The organism is Klebsiella sp. I138 (assembly GCF_051131765.1).
GTDB lineage: Bacteria > Pseudomonadota > Gammaproteobacteria > Enterobacterales > Enterobacteriaceae > Klebsiella.
This window is the reverse complement of record NZ_CP180447.1, coordinates 4,661,805-4,683,386: the sequence shown is the minus strand read 5'-3', so window position 1 is coordinate 4,683,386 and position 21,582 is coordinate 4,661,805. Positions and strand designations below refer to the sequence as shown.

Genomic DNA, 21,582 nt, shown 5'->3' with positions numbered 1-21,582 from the left:
GTATTAATATTTTCGGTGATTAGTGTATACTTGATTTTGTGATGAGGGTCACGAAACGAAGAGCCCTCAATAATAAGATTCGACGAGGTGAACATCATGAAAATCAAAACAACTGTAGCTGCACTAAGCATCCTGTCTGTTCTGTCCTTTGGCGCTTTCGCCGCTGACTCCATCAACAGCGATCAGGCCCAGGGCCGTCAGTCAATCGGTACCATTTCCGTCGGCGCGGTGAGTGCTTCCCCGATGGATATGCATGAAATGCTGAACAAGAAAGCTCAGGAAGAAGGTGCTTCTTCCTATCGCATTATCGAAGCCCGTACCGGCGACCACTGGCACGCTACGGCTGAGCTTTATAAATAAGATTTAACGATTGTCGGTTATTAACTGAATACGAATAATTTCCAGCGGCCCAGGTCCATAAGCAACCTCCCGCCGCTGCAACAATATGGTTGGAGTAAAGATTATGAAAAGTGCAATGATCATCGCATCCCTGGGCCTGGCTTCCGTCCTTTCCTTCGGCGCAAGCGCCGCAGTACATCAGGTCAGTGAAGAACAAGCTCAAAATCTGCAGTCTATGGGGACCATCTCTGTTTCTCAGGTTGGTAGTGCCCCAATGGATATGCGTCAGGAACTGGCAGCAAAAGCCGCTAAAGAAGGCGCAAGCAGCTACCGTATTATTGAAGCCCGTACCGGCGATAGCTGGCACGCTACAGCTGAGTTGTACAAATAAACCCTCGTCGTCTTTTCCGACGACTTGCCCCCGCCTGTCGGGGGCTTTTTTTGGTTCACGCGAAGATGCGATGGACCTTTTTTATGCCTGTCGGGCGTTAAAGCGCAGCTCTTCCTCGGCTTCATCAAACAACAATATCAAGGCGCCAAAGCGCCGACGCTGCTTATCGCTTAAGTGAATAAACTCAATCTCCAGCGGCAATGGCAGCAGACCGCCGGTCACCGCTTCCCACAGTGAGTCCAGATTATTCACCTGCTCACGGTTGAGCGCGAAGGTCCGAGAAAATTCACGATAGAAATCCTGCTGCCCGGCTATGTCATCAAAATCAAATGTATAGATAGTCATCGTCCACACCCTGTCAACATCGCGCTATTATCACCCGCCCTGATACTCTCCACGCCTCAGGGTTTCTCTCCCTGCGGTCCTGTACGAAGCGCGAACACCCCCGACGCTTAAGTATAGTGATAAAAAAACCGACGCTTAGCGTCGGTTCAGGCAGTTAGCTATTGGTCAATACGTGCTGGTACTTACGCAACATCTCTACCAGCCTTCGGACCGGCTCCGTCACCTGGGGCGACGCCTCCCAGACCTGCAATTTTTCCTGATAAACATCCAGCTCTTCTAACAAACGGGAGAAATAGCGGCGTCGTTTATCATCGCTGCTGGCGGAAATAACATGGTCCGCGGTACGTCGCAACTGGCGGTGGAATGCCGACAGATCTTCATTCACTGGCACAGGCGCATCCCGCAGGCGCTGATGGGCAATAATCAGGGTTAATGCAAGGCGGAAACGGGCAATATCCCCCGGGAACTTATTCAGCAACAGGAACAGCTGCTGATAAAGCGCCGGCAGATGGTTCTCTTTACGGCGGGCTGTATTCGTCGTCAGCGATGAAACGGCTGCCGAAACAAACTGATTGAGCAACACGCGTCCGGTACGCGCTTGTGAATTATCCCGCACCAGCAGAATAACCATCAGCGCGAGGAAACAGCCGACTATCTGGCCCAATGCGCTATCGAGAAACTGGCTGAAATGAAACTGCATTGGGTTATCCAGCACCAGGATGTTAATGGTACTCGCCAGAGCCCCCAGCGATCCCAGCCGCCGTTTTTGTACTTCAATACCGATAAAGAACGCCATTGCCGCGAGGCTGATACACAGCAGCAGCATGCTCTGCTGCGTGGCAGGCATGATCACCAGGAAGAACAATGCCCCCAATGGTAAGGCTGCCAACGTACCGTACAGAAAATCTATCGCCACCATTCGCGGGTTAGGCAGACGCATGGCAAGGGACGTCACTACCGCAATCATCACCATCGCTCCGCTGCCCGACGTCCATCCGGTCCATAGCCAGAACAGCGTCCCAAGGATGCAGGAAATGGAGGTGCGCCAGAAGTTGACCATCGCATGATGGCGCTCGGCAGACCCTGCCTTTACCACCACCTCGCCCTGCAGCACTTCGTCTTCAATCCGGCTGATCTTGGTATTGCCCACCACGCCGCGTTTTAGCAGCAGATAGCGTGTCGCAGCACCAACCCAGCTGTAGATCGTCACCGGCGTATTATGCTCCCCTTTCCAGGTCAGAAAGCGGCGCATTCTTTTCAGCTGCCGATGAACATCCTGTACGGTTTCTACCGGTTCAGCAAACAGCTCGCGGTAATCATCGGTCACGATCTCCGGGCGCGAGTTCTGGATTAGGTAAGTTTCGCAGGCCTGAGTAATCAGCGTTAAAGAGATTGTATTGATGGCCTTCAACCGCTGATTGACCTTCGCCCAGCGCGAAGACTCCATAATCAGGTTGCCGCGCATCCCTTCCAGCGCGCTGGTTCGGCGCAGCAGCGCCCCCCATGCTTTGTCGACCACTTCGCTATCGCCATGAGCCACGCATAGCTGCATCAGGCGGTACTGTTCTACCAGCAGGTTATCCAGCTCAAGATCGATCTCTTTCTTAATGGAGCGAGGAGAAAACAGCAGGTCCGCCATGATGGCGCTGACAATACCGACAACAATCTCGCTGCAGCGTTCAACGGCGAACTGCGGCGCCAGCATCGGGTCGGTATGAATGGTGATGATAATGATAAGCGCGGTATAGCCCGCCAGCCCCCAGGCATAGGAGTTTTCGACGCGCACCAGCGAGGAGATCCAGGTACAGAAGCCTGCCCACAGACAGCACACCAGCATCATCAACAACGGGGCGCGAATCATCAGAATAATAATCGCCAGCGCAGCAATACAGCCGATAAACGTCCCGGCAATACGCAGCATCCCGCGATAGCGGATCGCGCCAGAATACGGTTCTCCACCGGCGGCGAACGCGGGACCCGCGGTCACAATGGCCGCCGTGAGCACCGCCCAACGTGGCGTTTCCAGCTGAAAGTGGAAGCCGACAAATAATGCCAGCACCACCGCACACGCTAATTTAATCGCGAAGCGAAGGTGCCGGGGAGCAATGGTGAAGATGCCCATGGCGATTAACCAAACTCACGCAGGCGCATCGCCAGTTTCTGGAAGAAGTTCACCTGGGTCGTATCACGATCTTCTTTGCCGGTGATTACCACCGTCGCGGTCGTCCCCGCCGGCCACAGATTGCCCTGCTGCTTATCGAGACGAATACGTACCGGCACGCGCTGCGCCAGGCGTACCCACTCCAGGTTAGAGTCCACAGACGCCATCCCTTTTGCGTCGCTACTGCTGCTGGCGTTGGTCACCCCGGCGGCAATACTGTCTACCGTACCTTTAATCGAACGGCTACTTCCTAACGGGGTAATTTCTGCACGGTAGCCCTGACGCACGCCTTCCAGCTTGGTCTCTTCAAGATAGGCCACCACGTAGAAGGTATTTTGTTTAACCAGCGCCACTGCGGTAGAACCACGAGTAATAAATTCGCCGTTATAGACGTTAAGGTTGGTCACCCAGCCATCGGCTGGCGCGCGGACAACCGTACGTTCAAGATCGAGCTTAGCCAGATCCCGGCTGGCTACGGCTTTCGCCAGTTGGTGTTCCACGGTTTGTAAAACGTTATTGGCCTGGTCTATCTCTTCACGAGACATCGCCTGTACGCCCAGCCTGTTACGCCGTCCGGCTTCAACACGTTTTTCCTGCGCCAGTGTCTGGTAATAGGAAACGTCGGCCTGAGCTTCTTCCAGGGCTTTCTGATAGCGAGGCTGATCAATGACAAACAACACCTGGTCTTTCTTAACCAGCTCGTTATCCTTAATATTTACCTGCGAAATCAGCCCCGACACATCGGGTGCGATGGCGACGATATCGGCGCTGAAACGCGCGTCGCGCGTCCAGGGAGACGCGGTGTAATAGACCCATGCGCGAAAAATCGCGACAAATGCCAGGATAACCAGTATCACAGTGATTGCGGTACGGAAGATATTTCTTGTTAGTGTTTTCACATCGACCTCAAACGAACAAACGCGATATCAGATAAAAAAGGCAGCAATATAACGCGGTATTAAACAGTGCAGGGTGCCAGACAAAATCATAGATGCCGGTGGGAACCAGCAGGCGGTGTACCAGCCAGAAGATAGCCAGCGATATTAGCAACTCAAAGAAGATCGGCGGGAACGACAAGCCGAAAATCACGATGACAGGAAACAGACTCATGATGACCTTGATAAGAAGCGTACAGGTGATATGCGTGAAGCATTTATTATTTAGCTAACAATATAGTAACGTAACAATTGCAGCATGATCTATATTATGTGATCTAAATCACTTTTAAGTCAGAGTGAACAATGGAACGATTAAAACGCATGTCCGTTTTCGCCAAAGTGGTTGAACTTGGTTCATTTACCGCCACGGCTCACCAGCTCCAGATGAGCGTATCGTCAATCAGCCAGACTGTAGCCAAACTGGAAGATGAACTCCAGGTGAAGCTGCTCAACCGCAGTACCCGCAGCCTTGGCTTAACGGAAGCGGGCAAAATTTATTACCAGGGCTGTCGGCGAATGCTGTTCGAAGCCCAGGATGTTCACGAGCAACTGTACGCATTTAATAATACGCCTATCGGTACGCTGCGCGTCGGCTGCTCTTCAACTATGGCACAGAATGTACTGGCCCACATTACCGCAGGGATGCTGAAAGAGTACCCGGGTTTATCCGTCAACCTGGTTACCGGCATCCCGGCTCCGGATCTGATTGCCGACGGCCTGGATGTGGTGATCCGCGTCGGGGCGCTGCAGGATTCGAGTCTTTTCTCGCGCCGGCTTGGATCGATGCCCATGGTGCTCTGTGCGGCGAAAAGCTACTTACAGCAGGCCGGGATCCCGGAGAAGCCGGCCGATCTCGCCAGCCATTCGTGGCTCGAGTACAGCGTGCGCCCCGATAATGAATTTGAAATTATCGCCCCGGAAGGGATCTCAATAAAACTGATCCCGCAGGGCCGCTTTGTCACTAACGATCCCATGACGCTGGTACGCTGGCTCACCGCAGGCGTTGGCGTGGCTTACGTGCCGCTGATGTGGGCGATCGAAGAGATCAATCGCGGCGAGCTGGAGATCCTGCTGCCGAGCTACCAGTCCGATCCTCGCCCGGTGTACGCGGTGTATACCGAAAAAGACAAGCTGCCGTTGAAGGTTCAGGTCTGTATTAACTCGCTGACGGAATATTTCGTCGAGGTGGCGAAGATTTACCAGGGGATGCACGGCCGGGGAATTGCCCGCTAATCGCGGTACACGCTGCGCCTTCGCATGATGCGAAAGCGCATTGAGAGCACTCAGGCGGTTCCGCCAACGGTGAGGTTATCCACCTTCAGCGTTGGCTGACCAACGCCTACCGGCACGCTCTGGCCTTCTTTACCACAGACGCCGACGCCGCTATCAAGCTTCAGATCGTTACCGACCATGGAAATCTGCTGCATAGCTTCAATCCCTGAACCGATAAGCGTCGCGCCCTTCACCGCCTTCGTCACCTTGCCTTTTTCGATCAGGTAGGCTTCAGAGGTAGAGAACACAAATTTACCGGAGGTGATATCCACCTGGCCGCCGCCGAAGTTAGGGGCATAGATACCGTAATCAACCGATTCAATAATTTCCTGCGGCGTTGATTTCCCCGCCAGCATGTAGGTGTTAGTCATACGCGGCATAGGCAGATGGGCATAGGATTCGCGACGCCCGTTACCGGTCGGCGCAACCCCCATTAAACGCGCGTTGAGTTTGTCCTGCATATAGCCTTTCAGGATACCATTCTCAATCAACACGTTGTATTGACCCGGCGTCCCTTCATCATCAACCGCCAGCGAGCCGCGACGATTGGCCATGGTGCCATCATCCACGACGGTACACAGCTCAGAAGCCACCAGCTCACCCATATGACCGCTGAACACCGACGTACCACGCCGGTTGAAATCGCCTTCCAGACCGTGTCCAACTGCTTCATGCAGTAATACACCAGGCCAGCCTGCACCGAGTACTACCGGCAGCATGCCCGCCGGGGCGGCAACGGCGGATAAATTCACCAGCGCCATGCGCACCGCTTCTCTCGCCCAGACGTCGGCACGAACGTCCCCGTCTTCGTCAGCCAGGAAGTAATCATAGCCAAAACGACCACCGCCGCCGCTGGACCCGCGTTCGCGTTTTCCGTCGTCTTCCACCAGCACGCTAACCGACAGGCGCACCAGCGGACGAACGTCCGCCGCCAGCGTACCATCGGTCGCCGCGACCAGAATTAATTCATACACGCCGCTCAGGCTGGCAGACACTTCCTGCACACGTTTATCCGCGGCGCGAGCCGCTTTATCGACGCGACGCAGAATATCCAGTTTCTCTTCACGGCTCATACTTTGCAGCGGATCGATGCTGGTATACAGCGAGCTGTATTCTACCGCACCCAAGGTACGCACTTTGCCATCACCGCTATCGCGCACGATGGTGCGGGCCGCATGCGCACTTTGTTCCAGCGCCAGCCGGCTGATTTGGTCGGCATAAGCAAAACCGGTTTTTTCACCGCTTACCGCACGAACGCCGACGCCCTGGTCAATATTGTAAGAACCATCTTTAATGATGCTGTCTTCCAGAACCCAGGATTCGTGATAGCTCGACTGAAAATAAAGATCGCCGTAATCAAGACGGCGCTCGGCCAGCTGGCCAAGAATGGTAAAAAGATCCTGATGGTTCAGGCCATTTGCCGACAGTAATTGTTCACTTACCAGGTTCAGACTCATCGTTATGCTACTCATTTGTTGCCGCGTATCAGGCGGAAATAGATACCCTAAATAGCTCAAGGTGCAGAAAGACGGCAAGTGAGAAAATCCCAGCGGCATAGAAAACTATGTTACTGGAGTGAACGACGAATCTGCCCGGAGCAGATTTGAACGCCGCTTGCGACGGCCCATCGGGGCGAAGCCCGAGGATGGGTCGAGCAATCACTCGCCAACGCATCTGTGGTTTGAAATAAAACGGGTATAGAACGCTATCTATTGAGAGTGCGATAATTCCCCGCAATCGTCAAATCATTGCTTTTTGTCGCTGCGCGCCTGGCGCAGAACTTCATTAATCTGCGGCTGATCGATAGGACCGGTAATGCGATAGCGCAGGATAGACACTTTGTTCCACAACGGTCCCAGTACTTTACTGGCGGCAAACACGGCGGCGCCGACAATCGGGTTGATCACAAACGCCGTCGCGACGCCAACGGTAGCCGAGATCTCTGGCGCAACGACGGCCTGCATATCCAGCCGGCGGCGAACCAGATCGACCGAGCCCTTCATAGCGATATCGGCTTCAAGGCCATCCACCAGCGTATCATCCGTATTCAGCACGCCATCTTTAATCCATGCCGTACTGTTGATCGAATCAAAATAAAAACCTTCGCTAAAGGTGTCGCTGAAATCGAAGCGCAGTTTGCGCAGCAGCGCATCGACGCTCAGCAGGCGCAGCAGCTGCCCGGCGTGGCCGGTGCTGATATCGGTAAACTCACCTTTTCCAAGATGGCTTTTCAGTACCCCGTTGAGAGAAGCCACGTCCGGCTGCCACGGCGGTGCACGCCAGTGTAAATCGTAATCGACATCGAACGAAGAGCCTTTCACCGGAGTGGAAATACCGAAAAAGCTGGCAAAGGCATCTGTTTTATTCCCATGGAGCTTACCTTTCAGCGACGTCCGTACTCCGCCCGGCGCGTTGACCCAGACGCCGTCGGAAGTCAGGCGGCCAAAACCGGTATCCACCAGTCCATGAGCCAGCGTCAGGGTATCGCCCTTAATCGAGAAATCACCGTCAATCCGCCCGTATTTTTGCCCCCATAGCCAGCACTCTGCGCAGCGTAGCTGGAGATCCGGCCAGCCGCGGAAATCAAAGCGATTACCGGTAAGCGGGCCCGTGCTGACGTTCGTTTCGCTACTCTTCTGAGCGGATGCCGGGTTGTAGTAAAGGTAGCGAATAGCGGCCTGCCAGGGAGCATTTTGGCGCATCGTCAATGAAGCGTTGATTTCACGCCCCTGGGCTTCAACCTTCGAGCCACCGGCATCCGGTTGAGTAACCAGACTCACATTGTTCCAGCTTTGGCCAGCAAACGTCAGTGACGGCGTTCGTAAAGTAATACGTTCCGGGAAGATAATATTGCTACTGACTTCATTGACTGCTCCGCCCTGGAAAAGGGCCAGCCACTCCGCGCCATCCATCGGCGGCATATTCAGCTCAACGCCAGCCTGATCCGGCAGCGGAGAAATGGCTTTGCTATCGGACGTTAAAATCGCCCGGTCCAGCGTCAGCTTGCGGTTCAGCAGCCAGCGGCTGTTGAAATGGTTTTTCCCCCCGATGGCGCCGGTCAACTCAAAGCTGTTCAGTCCGCCTTCGACGTTGATTTTAACCGGAAGCGGCTCACCCGCCTGCTTATCGACCGGAGAAGGTAAGTCACTGCTCACATTTTTCAGATCGCCATTAATATCAACCTTATAGCTTGCATTTCCGTGATACGGCAGCTCAATTGCCACCTTCCCGTCCCACGGCACGCTGCCGCTAACGGCATCATCGACGGCTTTTGGCAGCAGGCCGGTACGCGACGGCTGCCAGCTGGCGTTCATTCCAACGTTGACCAGAAAGGCTTTTGGCCCCTCGGTGGTGGAAAAATCGAGATTCAGCGGCTGATTAAACCAGTTGGCTTTCATGGTTTCGCTTTTCAGATCGCCATTTACAAAGCTGAACTTGCCGGTCAGATCCTTAAGGGTCGTATCTATCGGTTTGATATAGAGACTATTATTGGCCAGATTCACATCACCTTTGGCGGTGGTGAGCTCACCATCCAGCGGGATATCAAGATGTAAGCGAGCACTCACATTGCCATCCAACTGCAGTTCGTCCAGCGCCGATCCCAGCGTATCTTTCAGCGGCGTCTCTTTAAAATAGGGACCAACCTCTTTTCCAGGACCGTTAATATCGGCATCAATAAGCAGTTTTTCCCGCGAATAGTCCGGAATAACCGCATCAAGATTGCTGGCAGTAACTTTACCCAGCATCACCTTATTGGCCTTCATCCATAAACCGTTATTGATGAAGTCGAGGTTAATATCCAGCCCGGTCAACGCCGGCCAGTCCGGTTGAAAAGCAAACGTGGCGTTAGTTAATGGCACGGAAACCTGGAACTGGCCCTCGTTGTGCAGATACGGGAACAGATGGGGATTCCCTCCGTAAACCAGGGTGGCGTTGGTCGACTGCCCGCCTTGTATCGCGCCGCTGAGATAATCCACCAGCGCTTTGCCCATCAGATTTTCCGGGAAATACCGCCATGCCTGACCGCCGTCATTGGTGCTGATCCCCGCCAGAATCCCCAGCCACGGTTCATCCCCCTGCGGCTGTAAATAGCGGAATCCACCCCGCGCCCGTACCCCGGTCGCCTGCACGTCAATATTGCGCCCGTCGAGCATAAAGCCTTTATCATTCTTCACCCAGCTGAGGGTGGCATCGCCTTGGGCGATTTCCAGCGGCGCGCGGAAGACCGTGGCATAAGGCATTTTTGCTTCGGTCATACTGGCATGCAGAGCACCGTTCTCCACGCTCCCGGCAACGCTGCCAGAGAAGTGCTCGGCCCCGGGCAGCAGCTTCCACTGCTTCCAGGATAAATCGCTCCAGCTCGCCTGGAAACGGGACTTCTCCGCCGCCTGCAGCGGAATATCCAGCGCCAGGAGATCGATTTTCCCCGCAGGTTGCGTGGTACGCCAGACTTCGCCCAGTTCAGGCGATAGCTTATCGGCAATAGGTTGCAGCCCGGTCAGGCCATTCAGATCGAGGTTGCTGGCGCGAATACGCAGTTCATCGCTGCGTAAGTGGTCATCTCCGCCGACGTCCTGCCCCGGGATCCACGCCATTGCCAGCGCTCCGCGTGGCCAGGCTTTGCCATCTATTGAAATACGGGTATCCGGGATATGAAAGCCCCAACCCTGCTTCTCACGGAAGATATGCGCCGTCAGGTTATCCACCGTCAATCGATGAGGCTGGCTATCACCCTGCCAGCTGGCACCGCCCTTCTTCAGCCAAACGTCTCCGCCGGCGATATCGCCTTTGTCGATAGTCATCCAGCCTTCAAGGCTAAAGCGCGCATTCTGCAACGCAATATTGTCCTGCATCCAGCGGCCCAGCCATGGCTTAACGTCAATATCGTCAGCCTGTAGCCATACGCGCCCCTTGTTCAGCAGGCCATTTTCATCACGCAGATCCATTCGTACCTGCATCACCCCATGCTGCCCGTTGAGGCTGGAGAGGCTCAGTTGCCCTTCCGCACGATGGCGGTTATTGGTGTTCAGCCAGGTCAGTTGCGGAATGGCTAATTCCGCGCGTTGACCGGAGAGGGTCACGAAACTCAAATGGCTATCGCGCAGAATAAAGTGGTCAAACTGGCGCAGAAAGAGATCGCCAATATGGTCGGTTTTCAGGCTATCGCCGCCATCATTAGTCTGGATTGGCGAATTGGTATGGATTTTTAACTGCCAGAAGGTGAGATCGCGGAACTGCCAGCGCATGTGCAGCAGGCTTTGCCACACATCCAGGGCCAGGGTGACCCGTTTAACAGAGAGCTGACCGCCATCTTTCAGGCCGGCGGAGACATCGCGGACATCGAGCGTGGGGCCAAAGTTCTCCCAGCTGGCCGTCAGCTGAGAGGCATTGACCGGCGAGCCAGAAATTGCAGAGATTTTTTCCAGCAGCTGCGGACGCCACGCGTCCAGCTGCGGCAGCACGAGACGCAGGCCGCTCACCAGCAGTGCGACGACAACAGTCAATGTTGCCGCGGTGAGCAGTAATATCCCGGGCAGTCGCCTCACGCCTCTCTCCTTGTCAGACTTTTATACGTCATCCGTCATTTGCCTCTGCGTCAGCGGCGTTCACTCCCGTGAAGCGGCATCGCTTTGCCATGCTCCCGAGCGCCTGAACAGAGGCAAACCAGATGATTACATCATAACGACATCGAACTGCTCTTGATTATAGAGCGGTTCAATTTGTACTTTGACCTGCTTACCGACAAAGATTTCGACTTCCGCCAGCGCGTGCGACTCTTCCCCTTTCAGGGTTTCCGCAACCGCAGGAGAAGCATAGACCAGGAAACGATCGGAATCGTAGGCATGATGCACACGCACAATCTCACGCATGATTTCATAACACACCGTTTCAACCGATTTCACCGTACCGCGTCCGTGGCAGGTAGGGCAATCCTTGCACAATACGTGCTCAACGCTTTCACGGGTACGCTTACGGGTCATCTCCACCAGCCCCAGCTGGGAGAAGCCGTTAATACTGGTTTTAACCCGATCTTTACTCAGCGCTTGCTCTAGCGAATGCAGCACCCGGCGGCGGTGGTCTTCATTATTCATATCAATGAAATCGATGATAATAATCCCACCAAGGTTGCGCAGACGCAGCTGACGAGCAATCGCCTGGGTCGCCTCAATATTGGTATTGAAGATAGTGTCGTCGAGATTGCGGTGCCCGACGAATGCCCCGGTATTAATATCCACGGTAGTCATCGCTTCGGTTTGATCGATAACCAGATAGCCGCCGGATTTCAGCTCTACCTTGCGCTCCAGCGCGCGCTGAATTTCGTTCTCTACGTCAAAGAGATCGAAGATCGGCTGACGACCGCTGTAATGCTCCAGCTTGCTGGTCATTTCCGGCATATATTCGGCGGTAAACTCCACCAGAGATTCATACGTCAGACGGGAATCGACGCGAATACGATCGAGGTGCTCATCAGCAAAATCGCGCAGCACGCGCTGAGCCAGCGCCAGTTCACCATAGAGCTGATAGCGAGTCTGCTGACGTTTTTTGCGCTCCATGACCTTAGTCCATACGCGCTTGAGGTACGCCGCATCGGCGGCCAGTTCCTGTTCGTGCACGCCTTCCGCAGCGGTACGGATGATAAAACCGCCCTGCTCATCGCAGTAATCGGCGACCACTTTCTTCAAGCGTTCACGTTCGGCTTCACTTTCGATACGCTGTGACACACCAACGTGAGATGCCCCAGGCATAAACACCAGGTAGCGGGAAGGTAGCGTAATGTCCGTCGTCAGGCGGGCACCTTTCGTGCCGAGCGGATCTTTCACCACCTGCACCATCAGGTCCTGGCCCTGGCGAACCAGTTCGGAAATATCGCGCACGGTAAACTGCTTTTGCTCTTCCCCGGCGACACACTCAGTATGCGGCATAATATCTGACGCATGCAGAAAGGCGGCCTTGTCCAGGCCAATATCTACAAAAGCCGCCTGCATCCCCGGCAGTACACGACTGACACGACCTTTGTAGATATTGCCTACGATTCCGCGCCGCGCTTCACGCTCAATATGGATTTCCTGAAGAATACCGCCATCAATGTACGCAACGCGCGTCTCCGATGGCGTTACGTTAACTAATAATTCTGCCGTCATCTTTATCCCTTTTCTTCACGCAGTGAGTTAAAGTTACTCAGCAACTCATACGTTTCTACCAGCGGTAAGCCGACTACGGCGTGATAGCTGCCATTAATCTTCCTGACAAAACAGCCACCCAACCCTTGAATACCGTATGCGCCCGCTTTGTCCAGAGGTTCGCCACTGGCCACATAGCTCGCAATATCCTGCTCTGAGAGCAGGCGGAAAGTCACCTCCGTCACCACCAGGCAATCCAGCGTCTGTTGCCGATCCGCCAGCGCCACAGCCGTCATGACCTGATGCGTCTTACCGGAAAGCATATGCAGCATCTCAGCGGCATGCGCGGCGTCGCGCGGTTTTTCCAGTACTTCGCCGTTAAGGATGACGATGGTATCCGCCCCCAGTACCGGCAGATCGCGAGACGCTAGCGCAACGCCCGCCTGCGCCTTTTCACGCGCCAGGCGCGCAACATAGTGCTCGGCACTCTCCTGCGGCTGCCGTCGTTCTTCAATACCGGGAACCAGGCGTTCAAAAGAGAGCCCCAGCTGCGTCAGCAGTTCCTGCCGACGCGGAGAACCTGAAGCGAGATACAGAGTCGTCATATCAACCTTATTGCACCGCAAATTGCTGACGGACTTTACGCATCAGCAGGAATAACCATGGCCAGAGCACACCGTTTACTACACTACTCCAGAACACTTCTGGACGGAAAGAGACGTTGATCACTAAAAACTCAGCCCAGAAAACAACGATATCCACAGCAAGCGATAGCATCACCACGACCAGCGCCTGTTGCCAGAGCGCCAGATTGCGGAACAACTGATATTTCAGCGCAACCAGATACGCGATGATACTTAACGATAGCGCGCGAACGCCCAGCGTCGACCCGCTGATGAGATCGAGGATAGCACCCATTACGAAACCGGTGCCCACGTTCACCCGATGCGGTAAGGCGAGGATCCAGTACAGCAGGATAAGGAACACCCAGTTTGGCCGGAAGACGGTCAGGTCCGCCGGCCATGGCATGACCTGCAGCAATAGCGCGATAAGAAACGAGAGCCAGATAACCCAGCGTCCCTGGCTTCGATAACTTGCCACTATTGCCCCCCAGCAGGCTGAGGTTGCGAAGGCGGCGTTATGCCGGTGGCCGGTGCAGGCATTTGCGGCCCCATCGCATCCGGAGCCGGCAGAACCTGCGGCATCATCTGCATCAGGCGCTCGTTAGCCACGCGATGCACTTCTTCCGGCGTCATCGGGTTCGCACCGTTACGATCGGCGCCCCACAGCAGCAGGAGATAGCGCAGACGTTGCAGACCCGCCGTTGGGCGAGCCTGAATGACCGTATACGCACGCTGCGTGTCGAGCTTGACTGAGGAGACCACGCCAACAGGATAACCTTCAGGGAAGCGACCGCCGAGACCGGAGGTCACCAGCACATCACCCACGCGAATGTCGGTATTCGCCGGCAGATGCTCCAGCTGCAAATCGTCAGTGCAGCCGTTACCCGCCGCAATCACGCGAATATCATTACGCAACACCTGAATCGGCAACGCATGCGTCGCGTCGCAGATGAGCAGCACACGGCTGGTTAACTTCGCCACCGCAACGACCTGGCCAACGACGCCTTTGTCGCTGATAACCGGCTGGCCTTCATACACGCCGTTCACGCTGCCTTTATCGATGACAACCTGATCGCTGTAAGGATCGTTAACCGTTGAGATGACCTGAGTCACCATTTTTTGCTCATCCTGGCGCAGCGGCGAGCCCAGCAGCTCACGCAGACGCGCGTTCTCCTGTTTGTACTGACCCAGCATCAGTAAATCGCTGTTCTTCAACAGCAGTTCCTGACGCAGCGCGCGGTTTTCCAGTTCGAGCTGATCGCGGGTTGCCAGCGTTTGCGATACGCTGTCCAGCAATTCCCGGGGACCGTTTGAGATAAAGTAGAAAGGACTGACGGCAGTGTCCATATACGTTCGAATCTGACTGAACGTACCCAGGCGGCTGTCGGCGATAATCACGCCAAGCGCCACCAAAACCGCCAGAATAAGGCGAATCTGTAGCGACGGGCCACGGCTAAAAATTGGCTTCATAGGCTATGCGTATTCTCGTGTCAGTTAAGACCAAAGGCAGCCCATAAGGCCGCCCGGGGGTCTTCGGCTGACTACTCTTCGCTGAACAAGTCGCCGCCGTGCATATCGATCATTTCCAGCGCTTTACCGCCGCCACGTGCGACGCAAGTCAGTGGATCTTCTGCAACTACGACCGGAATACCCGTCTCTTCCATCAACAGACGGTCGAGGTTGCGCAGCAAAGCGCCACCGCCGGTCAGAACCATACCGCGCTCGGAGATATCGGAAGCCAGCTCCGGCGGACACTGCTCCAGCGCCACCATGACGGCACTAACAATACCGGTCAGCGGTTCCTGCAGCGCTTCGAGAATTTCGTTCGAGTTCAGAGTAAAGCCGCGTGGCACACCTTCTGCCAGGTTACGGCCGCGAACTTCGATTTCACGCACTTCATCGCCCGGATACGCCGAACCGATTTCATGCTTGATACGTTCCGCCGTCGCTTCACCGATCAGCGATCCGTAGTTACGACGCACATAATTAATCACGGCTTCATCGAAACGGTCACCGCCGATACGAACGGAAGAGGAGTAAACCACACCGTTCAGGGAAATCACCGCCACTTCTGTGGTACCGCCACCAATATCCACCACCATAGAACCGGTTGCTTCAGAAACCGGTAAGCCCGCACCGATTGCAGCCGCCATCGGCTCTTCAATCAGGAAGACTTCACGAGCGCCAGCACCCTGAGCAGATTCACGAATCGCACGACGCTCAACCTGAGTTGCGCCGACCGGCACGCACACCAGAACACGTGGGCTTGGACGCATGAAGCTATTGCTATGCACCTGTTTGATAAAGTGTTGGAGCATTTTTTCGGTAACGAAGAAGTCGGCGATAACGCCGTCTTTCATCGGGCGAATCGCCGCGATGTTGCCCGGTGTACGCCCGAGCATCTGCTTCGCTTCATGACCAACAGCAGCGACGCTTTTCGGCGAGCCGGCACGATCCTGACGAATGGCCACAACGGAAGGCTCATTCAATACGATGCCTTGTCCTTTTACATAGATAAGGGTATTCGCGGTACCCAGGTCAATGGACAGGTCATTGGAAAACATGCCACGAAATTTTTTTAACATACTAAGGGATAATCCTGAAAGCTGGGGCGGAAAACAAAATCCGCTTACTTTACCAACCACACGCAGCAGCGACAAGGCGCAAAAATCATCTGCTACGGTGAAAATTAGTGCAGTGAATTTCCTTCGTTACAAATTTACCGGGTCCATTCAGTGCTGAAATCTTCAACAGCGCTCCGCGCCTGAATCTGTAACCCGTCAAAGGTCATTTACTGGCATTTACATTGCGACAATCCGGCAGGTAGACAAGCACACCCCCTTCACTATGGCGCGCGTTATTCTACGTGAAATCACGCTAAACGGCAGATCAAACCGAGTATCTTTGCGAATATTTTTTCACATTTGTGTCAAGTGGCTGTGAGGCGGCAAAAAATTCCCCCTGACCACCGGTGACACCGCACTGAGACAGCACCTGCCACTCACTGCGACTGCGTACTCCGGTTGCAAAAACCTGTACCGGCATGCCCTTACAGGCTTCCACCAGACTCTGAACCAGCAGCTGGTTCTCACTGCGTTTTTCTATATTGCGCGACAGCCCCTGATGCAGCTTAATCACTTCGACGTCCAACTGCTTGATCCAACTGGTTCCCACCAGCGTTAATCCGGCCTGCACGACGGCAACGCGTATACCCAGAGCATTGACCAGGCGCATTACCGGTTGTAGGCGGCCGATATATTGACAAACATCTGCCTCTGCAAGTTCAAAAATAATCCGTCGACGCTGCGATTTTTCACACTGCATCAAAGTATCACGTAGCCAGCGCTGAAATCTCGGCCGGATCAGTGACTCCACCGTCACCTGAAGCGCGAGGTTTTCTTCCGGCCAAAAGCTTAAAAATGGCAGTAATCGCGTGACCTGCAAGCGGTCATACTCTTCCGCCAGGCCAAACTGTTGCACCATGGGCATATATTCTGCCGCGATCACTTCTTCCGTTCCGTCATACAACCGCGACATCAGCTCACGGTGATGAACGCGGCCATCGCGGGTCACGGCCGGCTTTTGATACAACCGCGGCCCGCCGCGGCTGAGCATTTGTTCAATCAACGTCCGCCAGCGGACGTTGCCGCGCCCTTTCTCCGGTAAAGAATCATCGTAGACTGCCCAGCTATTACTGCCCTGCAGCACCGCGTTGCGCGTTGCGGCCTCGGCGCGTTCCATTACCTGAGCGGTCGTCTGCCCGCTGCGAAAAGCGCAGAGTCCAATATGCATCATGTCATCACGATCGAGAATACGCGTTGGCGGCAGAGCATCTACCGCTTTTAATAGCAGCCCGGCGATACTATCGGCCTCTTTTAAGGTACGGTGAGGGAGGAGCACGGCAAAATCACTGCGGTGGTAGCGCGCCAGCAGCGCCCCCGGATAGCGCATAATAAAAGTAGACAGCAGATTGATGAGCATGAAGTAATGCTCTTCAGCAGCGGCTCGTCCCCAGTTATCACGTAGCAGATCAAACTCCGGCAGACGGATCATCATCACCATGCCGTGCGCCCCCACCTTCTCCTGATCTTCGAGCAGCGTGGCCAGCTGATTATCAAAGAACAGTCGGTTATTTAGCCCGGTTTTCGAATCCTGTGCAGCATATGAACGAATCAACGTATCCATCCGGCTACGCTGGTCGCTGGCAAACTGTAGCTCGGAAAGCAGCATATCCAGCGCGCTGCTGGTGCTCGCCGGCCATTCGTGTACCGACCCGCGGACCTGTGGCCCGCGCTCACCGTTGAGGATCCGCGCAGCGCGCACCTCCAGCAGCTCCTGCCCCGCCAGCTGGCGGCGAATCCAGCGCACCGAGAAGAAGATCATCAGCACCATAAAGCCGATGGCTATCGATAATGGTGCGGTGATATGCAGCGAGCGGAAATAATTTGCCATCGGATCGAGATAGACCAGGTGGAGCGTCATCCCCGGATGTTTTAACGACGGTACTGTGATTTCGCGATACTGATTATTGCTGCCAGGGGGGCGATAGCTGCCGCTCCGCGTGTGGCTGTAGACCGACTTTCCGTTAAGCAGAAAATCCACCTGGGCGATCTCCACCGGCGTCATTAACTCATCCATTTGCGGTTCGAGTTTCTCAAACGAGGAAGAGATCAGGCGGTTATCCAGCATCGTCGCCACGGCCTGGACGCGATTCTCCATTTTCAGCTGGATACCGTTATAAAAACTCAGCGAAGCACCTATGAGCGTGACAAAGATGGTCAGGCTGGTAAGCAGCGTGACAAATGCTGAGAACTTCGTCGTTAATCGCATCCCTGTGTTAACTCCGCGAGTGAATGACTGCCCGATAGATTTTCAGGCTCGTGTACTGGCGCTTTACCTAAAGTAAGCACTAACTTTCTAAAGCGCGAGGCATACTATCAAAGCTGGCGTTTCTGGCAATTTATTGCGTTATATCGGCGTAATAATGTCGATAGCGAGTATAGTCTGCAGAAAATTTTTTCCAATCTTTGTACAAATAAGGACCCGCATATGCAGGCTTTAATATTAGAACAGCAGGATGGCAAAACAATCTCTTCGGTGCAAACCATCGACGCCGACCGGCTACCACAGGGCGATGTCACCGTCGATATTCACTGGTCCAGCCTCAACTATAAAGATGCGCTGGCAATCACCGGCAAGGGAAAAATCATCCGTAACTTTCCGATGATTCCTGGCATTGATTTCGCCGGTACCGTTCACTCAAGCGAAGATCCGCGCTTCCACGGCGGCCAGAAAGTGCTTCTGACCGGCTGGGGCGTTGGTGAAAACCACTGGGGCGGCCTCGCCGAGCGCGCGCGCGTAAAAGGCGACTGGCTGGTCGCGATGCCTGCGGGCCTGGATGGTCGTAAAGCAATGGCTATCGGCACCGCTGGCTTCACCGCGATGCTGTGCGTTATGGCGCTGGAAGATGCCGGCATCCGCCCACAGGATGGCGAAATCATCGTGACGGGCGCCAGCGGCGGCGTCGGCAGTACCGCCATTGCGCTGTTGCATAAGCTGGGCTATCAGGTTGTCGCGGTTTCTGGTCGTGAAAGCACTCATGAATACCTGAAAAGCCTCGGCGCACAGCGTATTCTCGGCCGCGAAGAATTTGCCGAAACCCGTCCGCTGGAAAAACAGCTGTGGGCTGGCGCGATTGATACCGTCGGTGACAAGATGCTGGCGAAAGTGCTGGCGCAGATGAACTATGGCGGCTGTGTCGCCGCCTGCGGTCTGGCCGGTGGCTTCGCACTGCCGACAACGGTCATGCCGTTTATTCTGCGTAATGTCCGCCTTCAGGGCGTCGATTCCGTGATGACGCCGCCTGCGCGCCGTGCAAAAGCGTGGCAACGTCTGGTGCACGATCTGCCTGAATCGTTCTACGCCGCCAGCGCCACGGAAATCACGCTCGCAGAGGCTCCGGCATTCGCAGAGAAGATCATGAACAACCAAATCCAGGGCCGGACGTTGGTGAAAATCGCCTAATCTGCAATTTTTCGTGACATATTCGCGATAAATCTCCGCCTCCGTCATGCTTAGAAAAAAGCATGCCGGAGGAAGTCATGAAACCAAGAAAACTCACGGAAGCCGATGTAACGGCAGAATCCGTATTTATGCTGCAGCGCCGCCAGGTTCTGAAGACGCTCGGGATTACCGCAACGGCCCTTTCGCTTTCCCCCACTGCACAGGCCGATCTGCTGAACTGGTTTAAAGGTCACGACCGCCCGCCGGCCCCGGCAGGCAAAGCCCTGACGTTTGATAAACCCGCACAATGGCAAAGCTCGCTCGCCCTCACGCCGGAAGATAAAGTCGCCGGCTATAACAACTTCTATGAATTTGGCCTTGATAAAGCCGACCCTGCGGCCAATGCCGGCAGCCTGCGCACCGATCCCTGGACGCTCACAATTGGCGGGGAAGTGGCTAAACCGCTGACGCTCGATCATGATGACCTGACCCGGCGCTTTCCGCTGGAAGAGCGCATTTACCGGATGCGCTGTGTAGAAGCCTGGTCGATGGTGGTGCCCTGGGTTGGTTTCCCGCTGCATAAACTGCTGGCGCTGGTTGAGCCCACCAGCAACGCTCGTTTTGTCGCGTTTAAAACCCTGTATGCGCCGGATCAGATGCCGGGGCAAAAAGACCGCTTTATCGGTGGGGGGCTGGCTTATCCTTATGTAGAAGGCTTGCGGCTGGACGAAGCTATGCATCATCTGACGCTGTTGAGCGTCGGCGTGTACGGTAAAGCACTACCGCCGCAAAACGGCGCGCCGATCCGTCTGACCGTCCCGTGGAAATATGGTTTTAAAGGCATTAAGTCTATCGTCAGTATCGAACTGACACGTGAACAGCCCCCCACAACCTGGAACCTGGCCGGGCCCCAGGAATATGGCTTCTACGCTAACGTCAATCCGCACGTCGATCATCCACGCTGGTCGCAGGCGACGGAGCGCTTTATCGGCTCGGGCGGCGTGCTTGACGTTAAGCGCCAGCCGACGCTGTTGTTCAACGGCTATGCTGACGAGGTGGCATCGCTCTATCGGGGCTTAAATCTGCGGGAGTACTACTAGTGCGTCTGAGCGTAAAACAGATTACCTGGCTGAAGGTCGTCCTTCATCTGGCCGGTTTTTTACCTTTTCTTTGGCTCTTCTGGGCCGGAGAGCAGGGCTACTTTAGCGCCGATCCAGCAAAAGATATTCAACACTTTACCGGTAGGATGGCTCTTAAATTTCTGCTCGCGACCTTGCTTGTCTCGCCGCTGGCGCGCTACGCTAAACAGCCATTATTGATTCGTACCCGGCGCTTATTAGGGTTATGGTGCTTTGCCTGGGCGACACTGCATCTCACCAGCTACACGCTGCTGGAGCTGGGGATCAACAATCTGGCGCTGCTGGGATCGGAGTTAGTGAGCAGGCCTTACCTGACTCTGGGTTTTATCAGTTGGCTGATTTTGCTGGCGCTGGCCGCCACCTCAACGCAAGCGCTGCAGAGAAAATTAGGTCGCCGCTGGCAAACATTGCACAACTTCGTCTATCTGGTTGCGATCCTGGCCCCCGTTCACTACCTGTGGTCAGTGAAGATCTTATCCCCGCAGCCGGTTATCTATGCCGTGCTTGCAGTATTGCTTTTAGCGTGGCGTTACAAGAAGTTCCGCCAGTGGTGGCGATAATCTTCGGATATGTGCAGTTTCCCGCAGATCTTTTATCAACCGCGACGCTTTGCACGATAGCGGTTGATAATCTTCCCTGATAAGACCAGTATTTAGCTGCCAAATGCTACGAAATCGTTATAATGTGCGACTTTGGTTTTCCTGACGGGGTTTTCGAGCCCTGAAAAGGTGACAAGCGCGCTTCGAAGGTATATTTTGTTTTTTACCCGAGAATGGCAGGAGATAGCCGCACAATGGCAGACAAGTTTCGCATTTTGCTTTTAAACGGACCCAACCTTAACATGCTCGGTACGCGCGAGCCTGAGAAGTATGGCACCCTGAAGCTTTCTGAGATTGTTAACCGTCTGGAATCAGAAGCCTCGGCTCTGAACGTGGCGCTGGATCACCTGCAGTCCAATGCGGAGTTCGCACTAATCGACCGAATTCATCAGGCTAAAGACACTGTGGACTATATCCTGATTAATCCGGCCGCGTTTACGCACACCAGCGTGGCTATCCGCGATGCGTTACTTGCGGTCAGTATCCCGTTTATCGAGATTCACCTGAGCAACGTACATGCACGCGAACCGTTCCGTCACCACTCCTATCTGTCGGATATCGCCTCGGGCGTTATTTGCGGACTCGGTGCGGACGGCTATTCATACGCTTTACAGACGGCGGTAAAACGCCTGTCACAATCACACTAAACAA

Annotated in this window: 19 protein-coding genes; 7 read left to right on the top strand and 12 right to left on the bottom strand. The window is 54.7% G+C overall.

What is annotated here, in order from left to right; translation table 11 throughout:
• The first annotated feature begins 96 nt into the window (after positions 1-96).
• Positions 97-360 carry a peroxide/acid stress response protein YhcN gene (gene yhcN, locus ACMYSK_RS21905; RefSeq protein WP_434638483.1) on the top strand — a complete coding sequence of 88 codons (264 nt, stop codon included), beginning with the start codon at positions 97-99 and terminating at the stop codon, positions 358-360.
• A gap of 103 nt (positions 361-463) precedes the next feature.
• Complete coding sequence (yhcN-B, locus tag ACMYSK_RS21900) at positions 464-730, top strand: DUF1471 family stress response protein YhcN-B (RefSeq protein ID WP_434638482.1); 267 nt, start codon at positions 464-466, stop codon at positions 728-730.
• 81 nt (positions 731-811) lie between these two features.
• On the opposite strand, the gene ACMYSK_RS21895 is transcribed toward yhcN-B, so the two are convergent.
• The 4 genes from ACMYSK_RS21895 to aaeX all read right to left on the bottom strand — a co-directional run bounded on the left by ACMYSK_RS21895 (position 812) and on the right by aaeX (position 4,346).
• The gene (locus ACMYSK_RS21895) at positions 812-1,075 is read right to left on the bottom strand and encodes a barstar family protein (RefSeq protein ID WP_434638481.1); all 264 of its coding nucleotides are present in this window, start codon (positions 1,073-1,075) and stop codon (positions 812-814) included.
• A 154-nt stretch (positions 1,076-1,229) separates the two neighbouring features.
• Positions 1,230-3,197, bottom strand: a complete 1,968-nt coding sequence (gene aaeB, locus ACMYSK_RS21890) for a p-hydroxybenzoic acid efflux pump subunit AaeB (RefSeq protein ID WP_434638480.1) — start codon at positions 3,195-3,197, stop codon at positions 1,230-1,232.
• Positions 3,198-3,202: 5 nt separating this feature from the next.
• Complete coding sequence (gene aaeA, locus ACMYSK_RS21885; protein WP_434638479.1) at positions 3,203-4,135, bottom strand: p-hydroxybenzoic acid efflux pump subunit AaeA; 933 nt, start codon at positions 4,133-4,135, stop codon at positions 3,203-3,205.
• Positions 4,136-4,142: 7 nt separating this feature from the next.
• A complete protein-coding gene (gene aaeX, locus ACMYSK_RS21880) occupies positions 4,143-4,346 on the bottom strand; it encodes a p-hydroxybenzoic acid efflux pump operon protein AaeX (RefSeq protein WP_004868260.1) in 204 nt (67 codons plus the stop codon).
• A gap of 131 nt (positions 4,347-4,477) precedes the next feature.
• Between aaeX and aaeR the strand changes: the two genes are divergently transcribed.
• On the top strand, positions 4,478-5,407 hold the full coding sequence (aaeR, locus tag ACMYSK_RS21875; RefSeq protein WP_434638478.1) for an HTH-type transcriptional activator AaeR: 930 nt from the start codon (positions 4,478-4,480) through the stop codon (positions 5,405-5,407).
• Between the two features lie 50 nt (positions 5,408-5,457).
• Here aaeR and tldD read toward each other — a convergent pair whose 3' ends face one another.
• The 8 genes from tldD to csrD all read right to left on the bottom strand — a co-directional run bounded on the left by tldD (position 5,458) and on the right by csrD (position 18,020).
• A complete protein-coding gene (gene tldD, locus ACMYSK_RS21870; protein ID WP_434638477.1) occupies positions 5,458-6,903 on the bottom strand; it encodes a metalloprotease TldD in 1,446 nt (481 codons plus the stop codon).
• A gap of 288 nt (positions 6,904-7,191) precedes the next feature.
• Positions 7,192-10,992, bottom strand: coding sequence for an AsmA2 domain-containing protein YhdP (gene yhdP, locus ACMYSK_RS21865; RefSeq protein WP_434638476.1), 3,801 nt, complete (start codon positions 10,990-10,992; stop codon positions 7,192-7,194).
• 126 nt (positions 10,993-11,118) lie between these two features.
• Positions 11,119-12,588, bottom strand: coding sequence for a ribonuclease G (gene rng / locus ACMYSK_RS21860; protein WP_032690542.1), 1,470 nt, complete (start codon positions 12,586-12,588; stop codon positions 11,119-11,121).
• Between the two features lie 2 nt (positions 12,589-12,590).
• Entirely contained in the window at positions 12,591-13,172 is a 582-nt protein-coding gene (locus ACMYSK_RS21855) for a Maf family protein (RefSeq protein WP_434638475.1), read from the bottom strand.
• Between the two features lie 7 nt (positions 13,173-13,179).
• The gene (gene mreD / locus ACMYSK_RS21850; RefSeq protein WP_182952168.1) at positions 13,180-13,668 is read right to left on the bottom strand and encodes a rod shape-determining protein MreD; all 489 of its coding nucleotides are present in this window, start codon (positions 13,666-13,668) and stop codon (positions 13,180-13,182) included.
• Positions 13,668-14,660 carry a rod shape-determining protein MreC gene (gene mreC, locus ACMYSK_RS21845; protein WP_434638474.1) on the bottom strand — a complete coding sequence of 331 codons (993 nt, stop codon included), beginning with the start codon at positions 14,658-14,660 and terminating at the stop codon, positions 13,668-13,670. Before mreC ends, mreD begins: the two co-directional genes overlap by 1 nt.
• A 71-nt stretch (positions 14,661-14,731) precedes the next feature.
• Complete coding sequence (gene mreB / locus ACMYSK_RS21840) at positions 14,732-15,775, bottom strand: rod shape-determining protein MreB (RefSeq protein ID WP_002918653.1); 1,044 nt, start codon at positions 15,773-15,775, stop codon at positions 14,732-14,734.
• 304 nt (positions 15,776-16,079) lie between these two features.
• Positions 16,080-18,020: an RNase E specificity factor CsrD gene (gene csrD, locus ACMYSK_RS21835; protein WP_434638473.1), complete on the bottom strand. Its 1,941-nt coding sequence runs from the start codon at positions 18,018-18,020 to the stop codon at positions 16,080-16,082.
• Positions 18,021-18,239: 219 nt separating this feature from the next.
• Between csrD and acuI the strand changes: the two genes are divergently transcribed.
• From acuI to aroQ, 4 genes are all read left to right on the top strand, one after another.
• Positions 18,240-19,214: an acrylyl-CoA reductase (NADPH) gene (gene acuI / locus ACMYSK_RS21830; protein WP_434638472.1), complete on the top strand. Its 975-nt coding sequence runs from the start codon at positions 18,240-18,242 to the stop codon at positions 19,212-19,214.
• A 77-nt stretch (positions 19,215-19,291) separates the two neighbouring features.
• Positions 19,292-20,293 (top strand): protein-methionine-sulfoxide reductase catalytic subunit MsrP, encoded by a 1,002-nt coding sequence (gene msrP, locus ACMYSK_RS21825; RefSeq protein WP_434638471.1) that lies wholly within the window; start codon positions 19,292-19,294, stop codon positions 20,291-20,293.
• Complete coding sequence (msrQ, locus tag ACMYSK_RS21820) at positions 20,293-20,892, top strand: protein-methionine-sulfoxide reductase heme-binding subunit MsrQ (protein WP_434638470.1); 600 nt, start codon at positions 20,293-20,295, stop codon at positions 20,890-20,892. The genes msrP and msrQ overlap by 1 nt, the downstream gene beginning before the upstream one ends.
• A 233-nt stretch (positions 20,893-21,125) precedes the next feature.
• Positions 21,126-21,578: a type II 3-dehydroquinate dehydratase gene (gene aroQ / locus ACMYSK_RS21815; RefSeq protein ID WP_004868300.1), complete on the top strand. Its 453-nt coding sequence runs from the start codon at positions 21,126-21,128 to the stop codon at positions 21,576-21,578.
• The last annotated feature ends 4 nt before the right edge of the window (positions 21,579-21,582 follow it).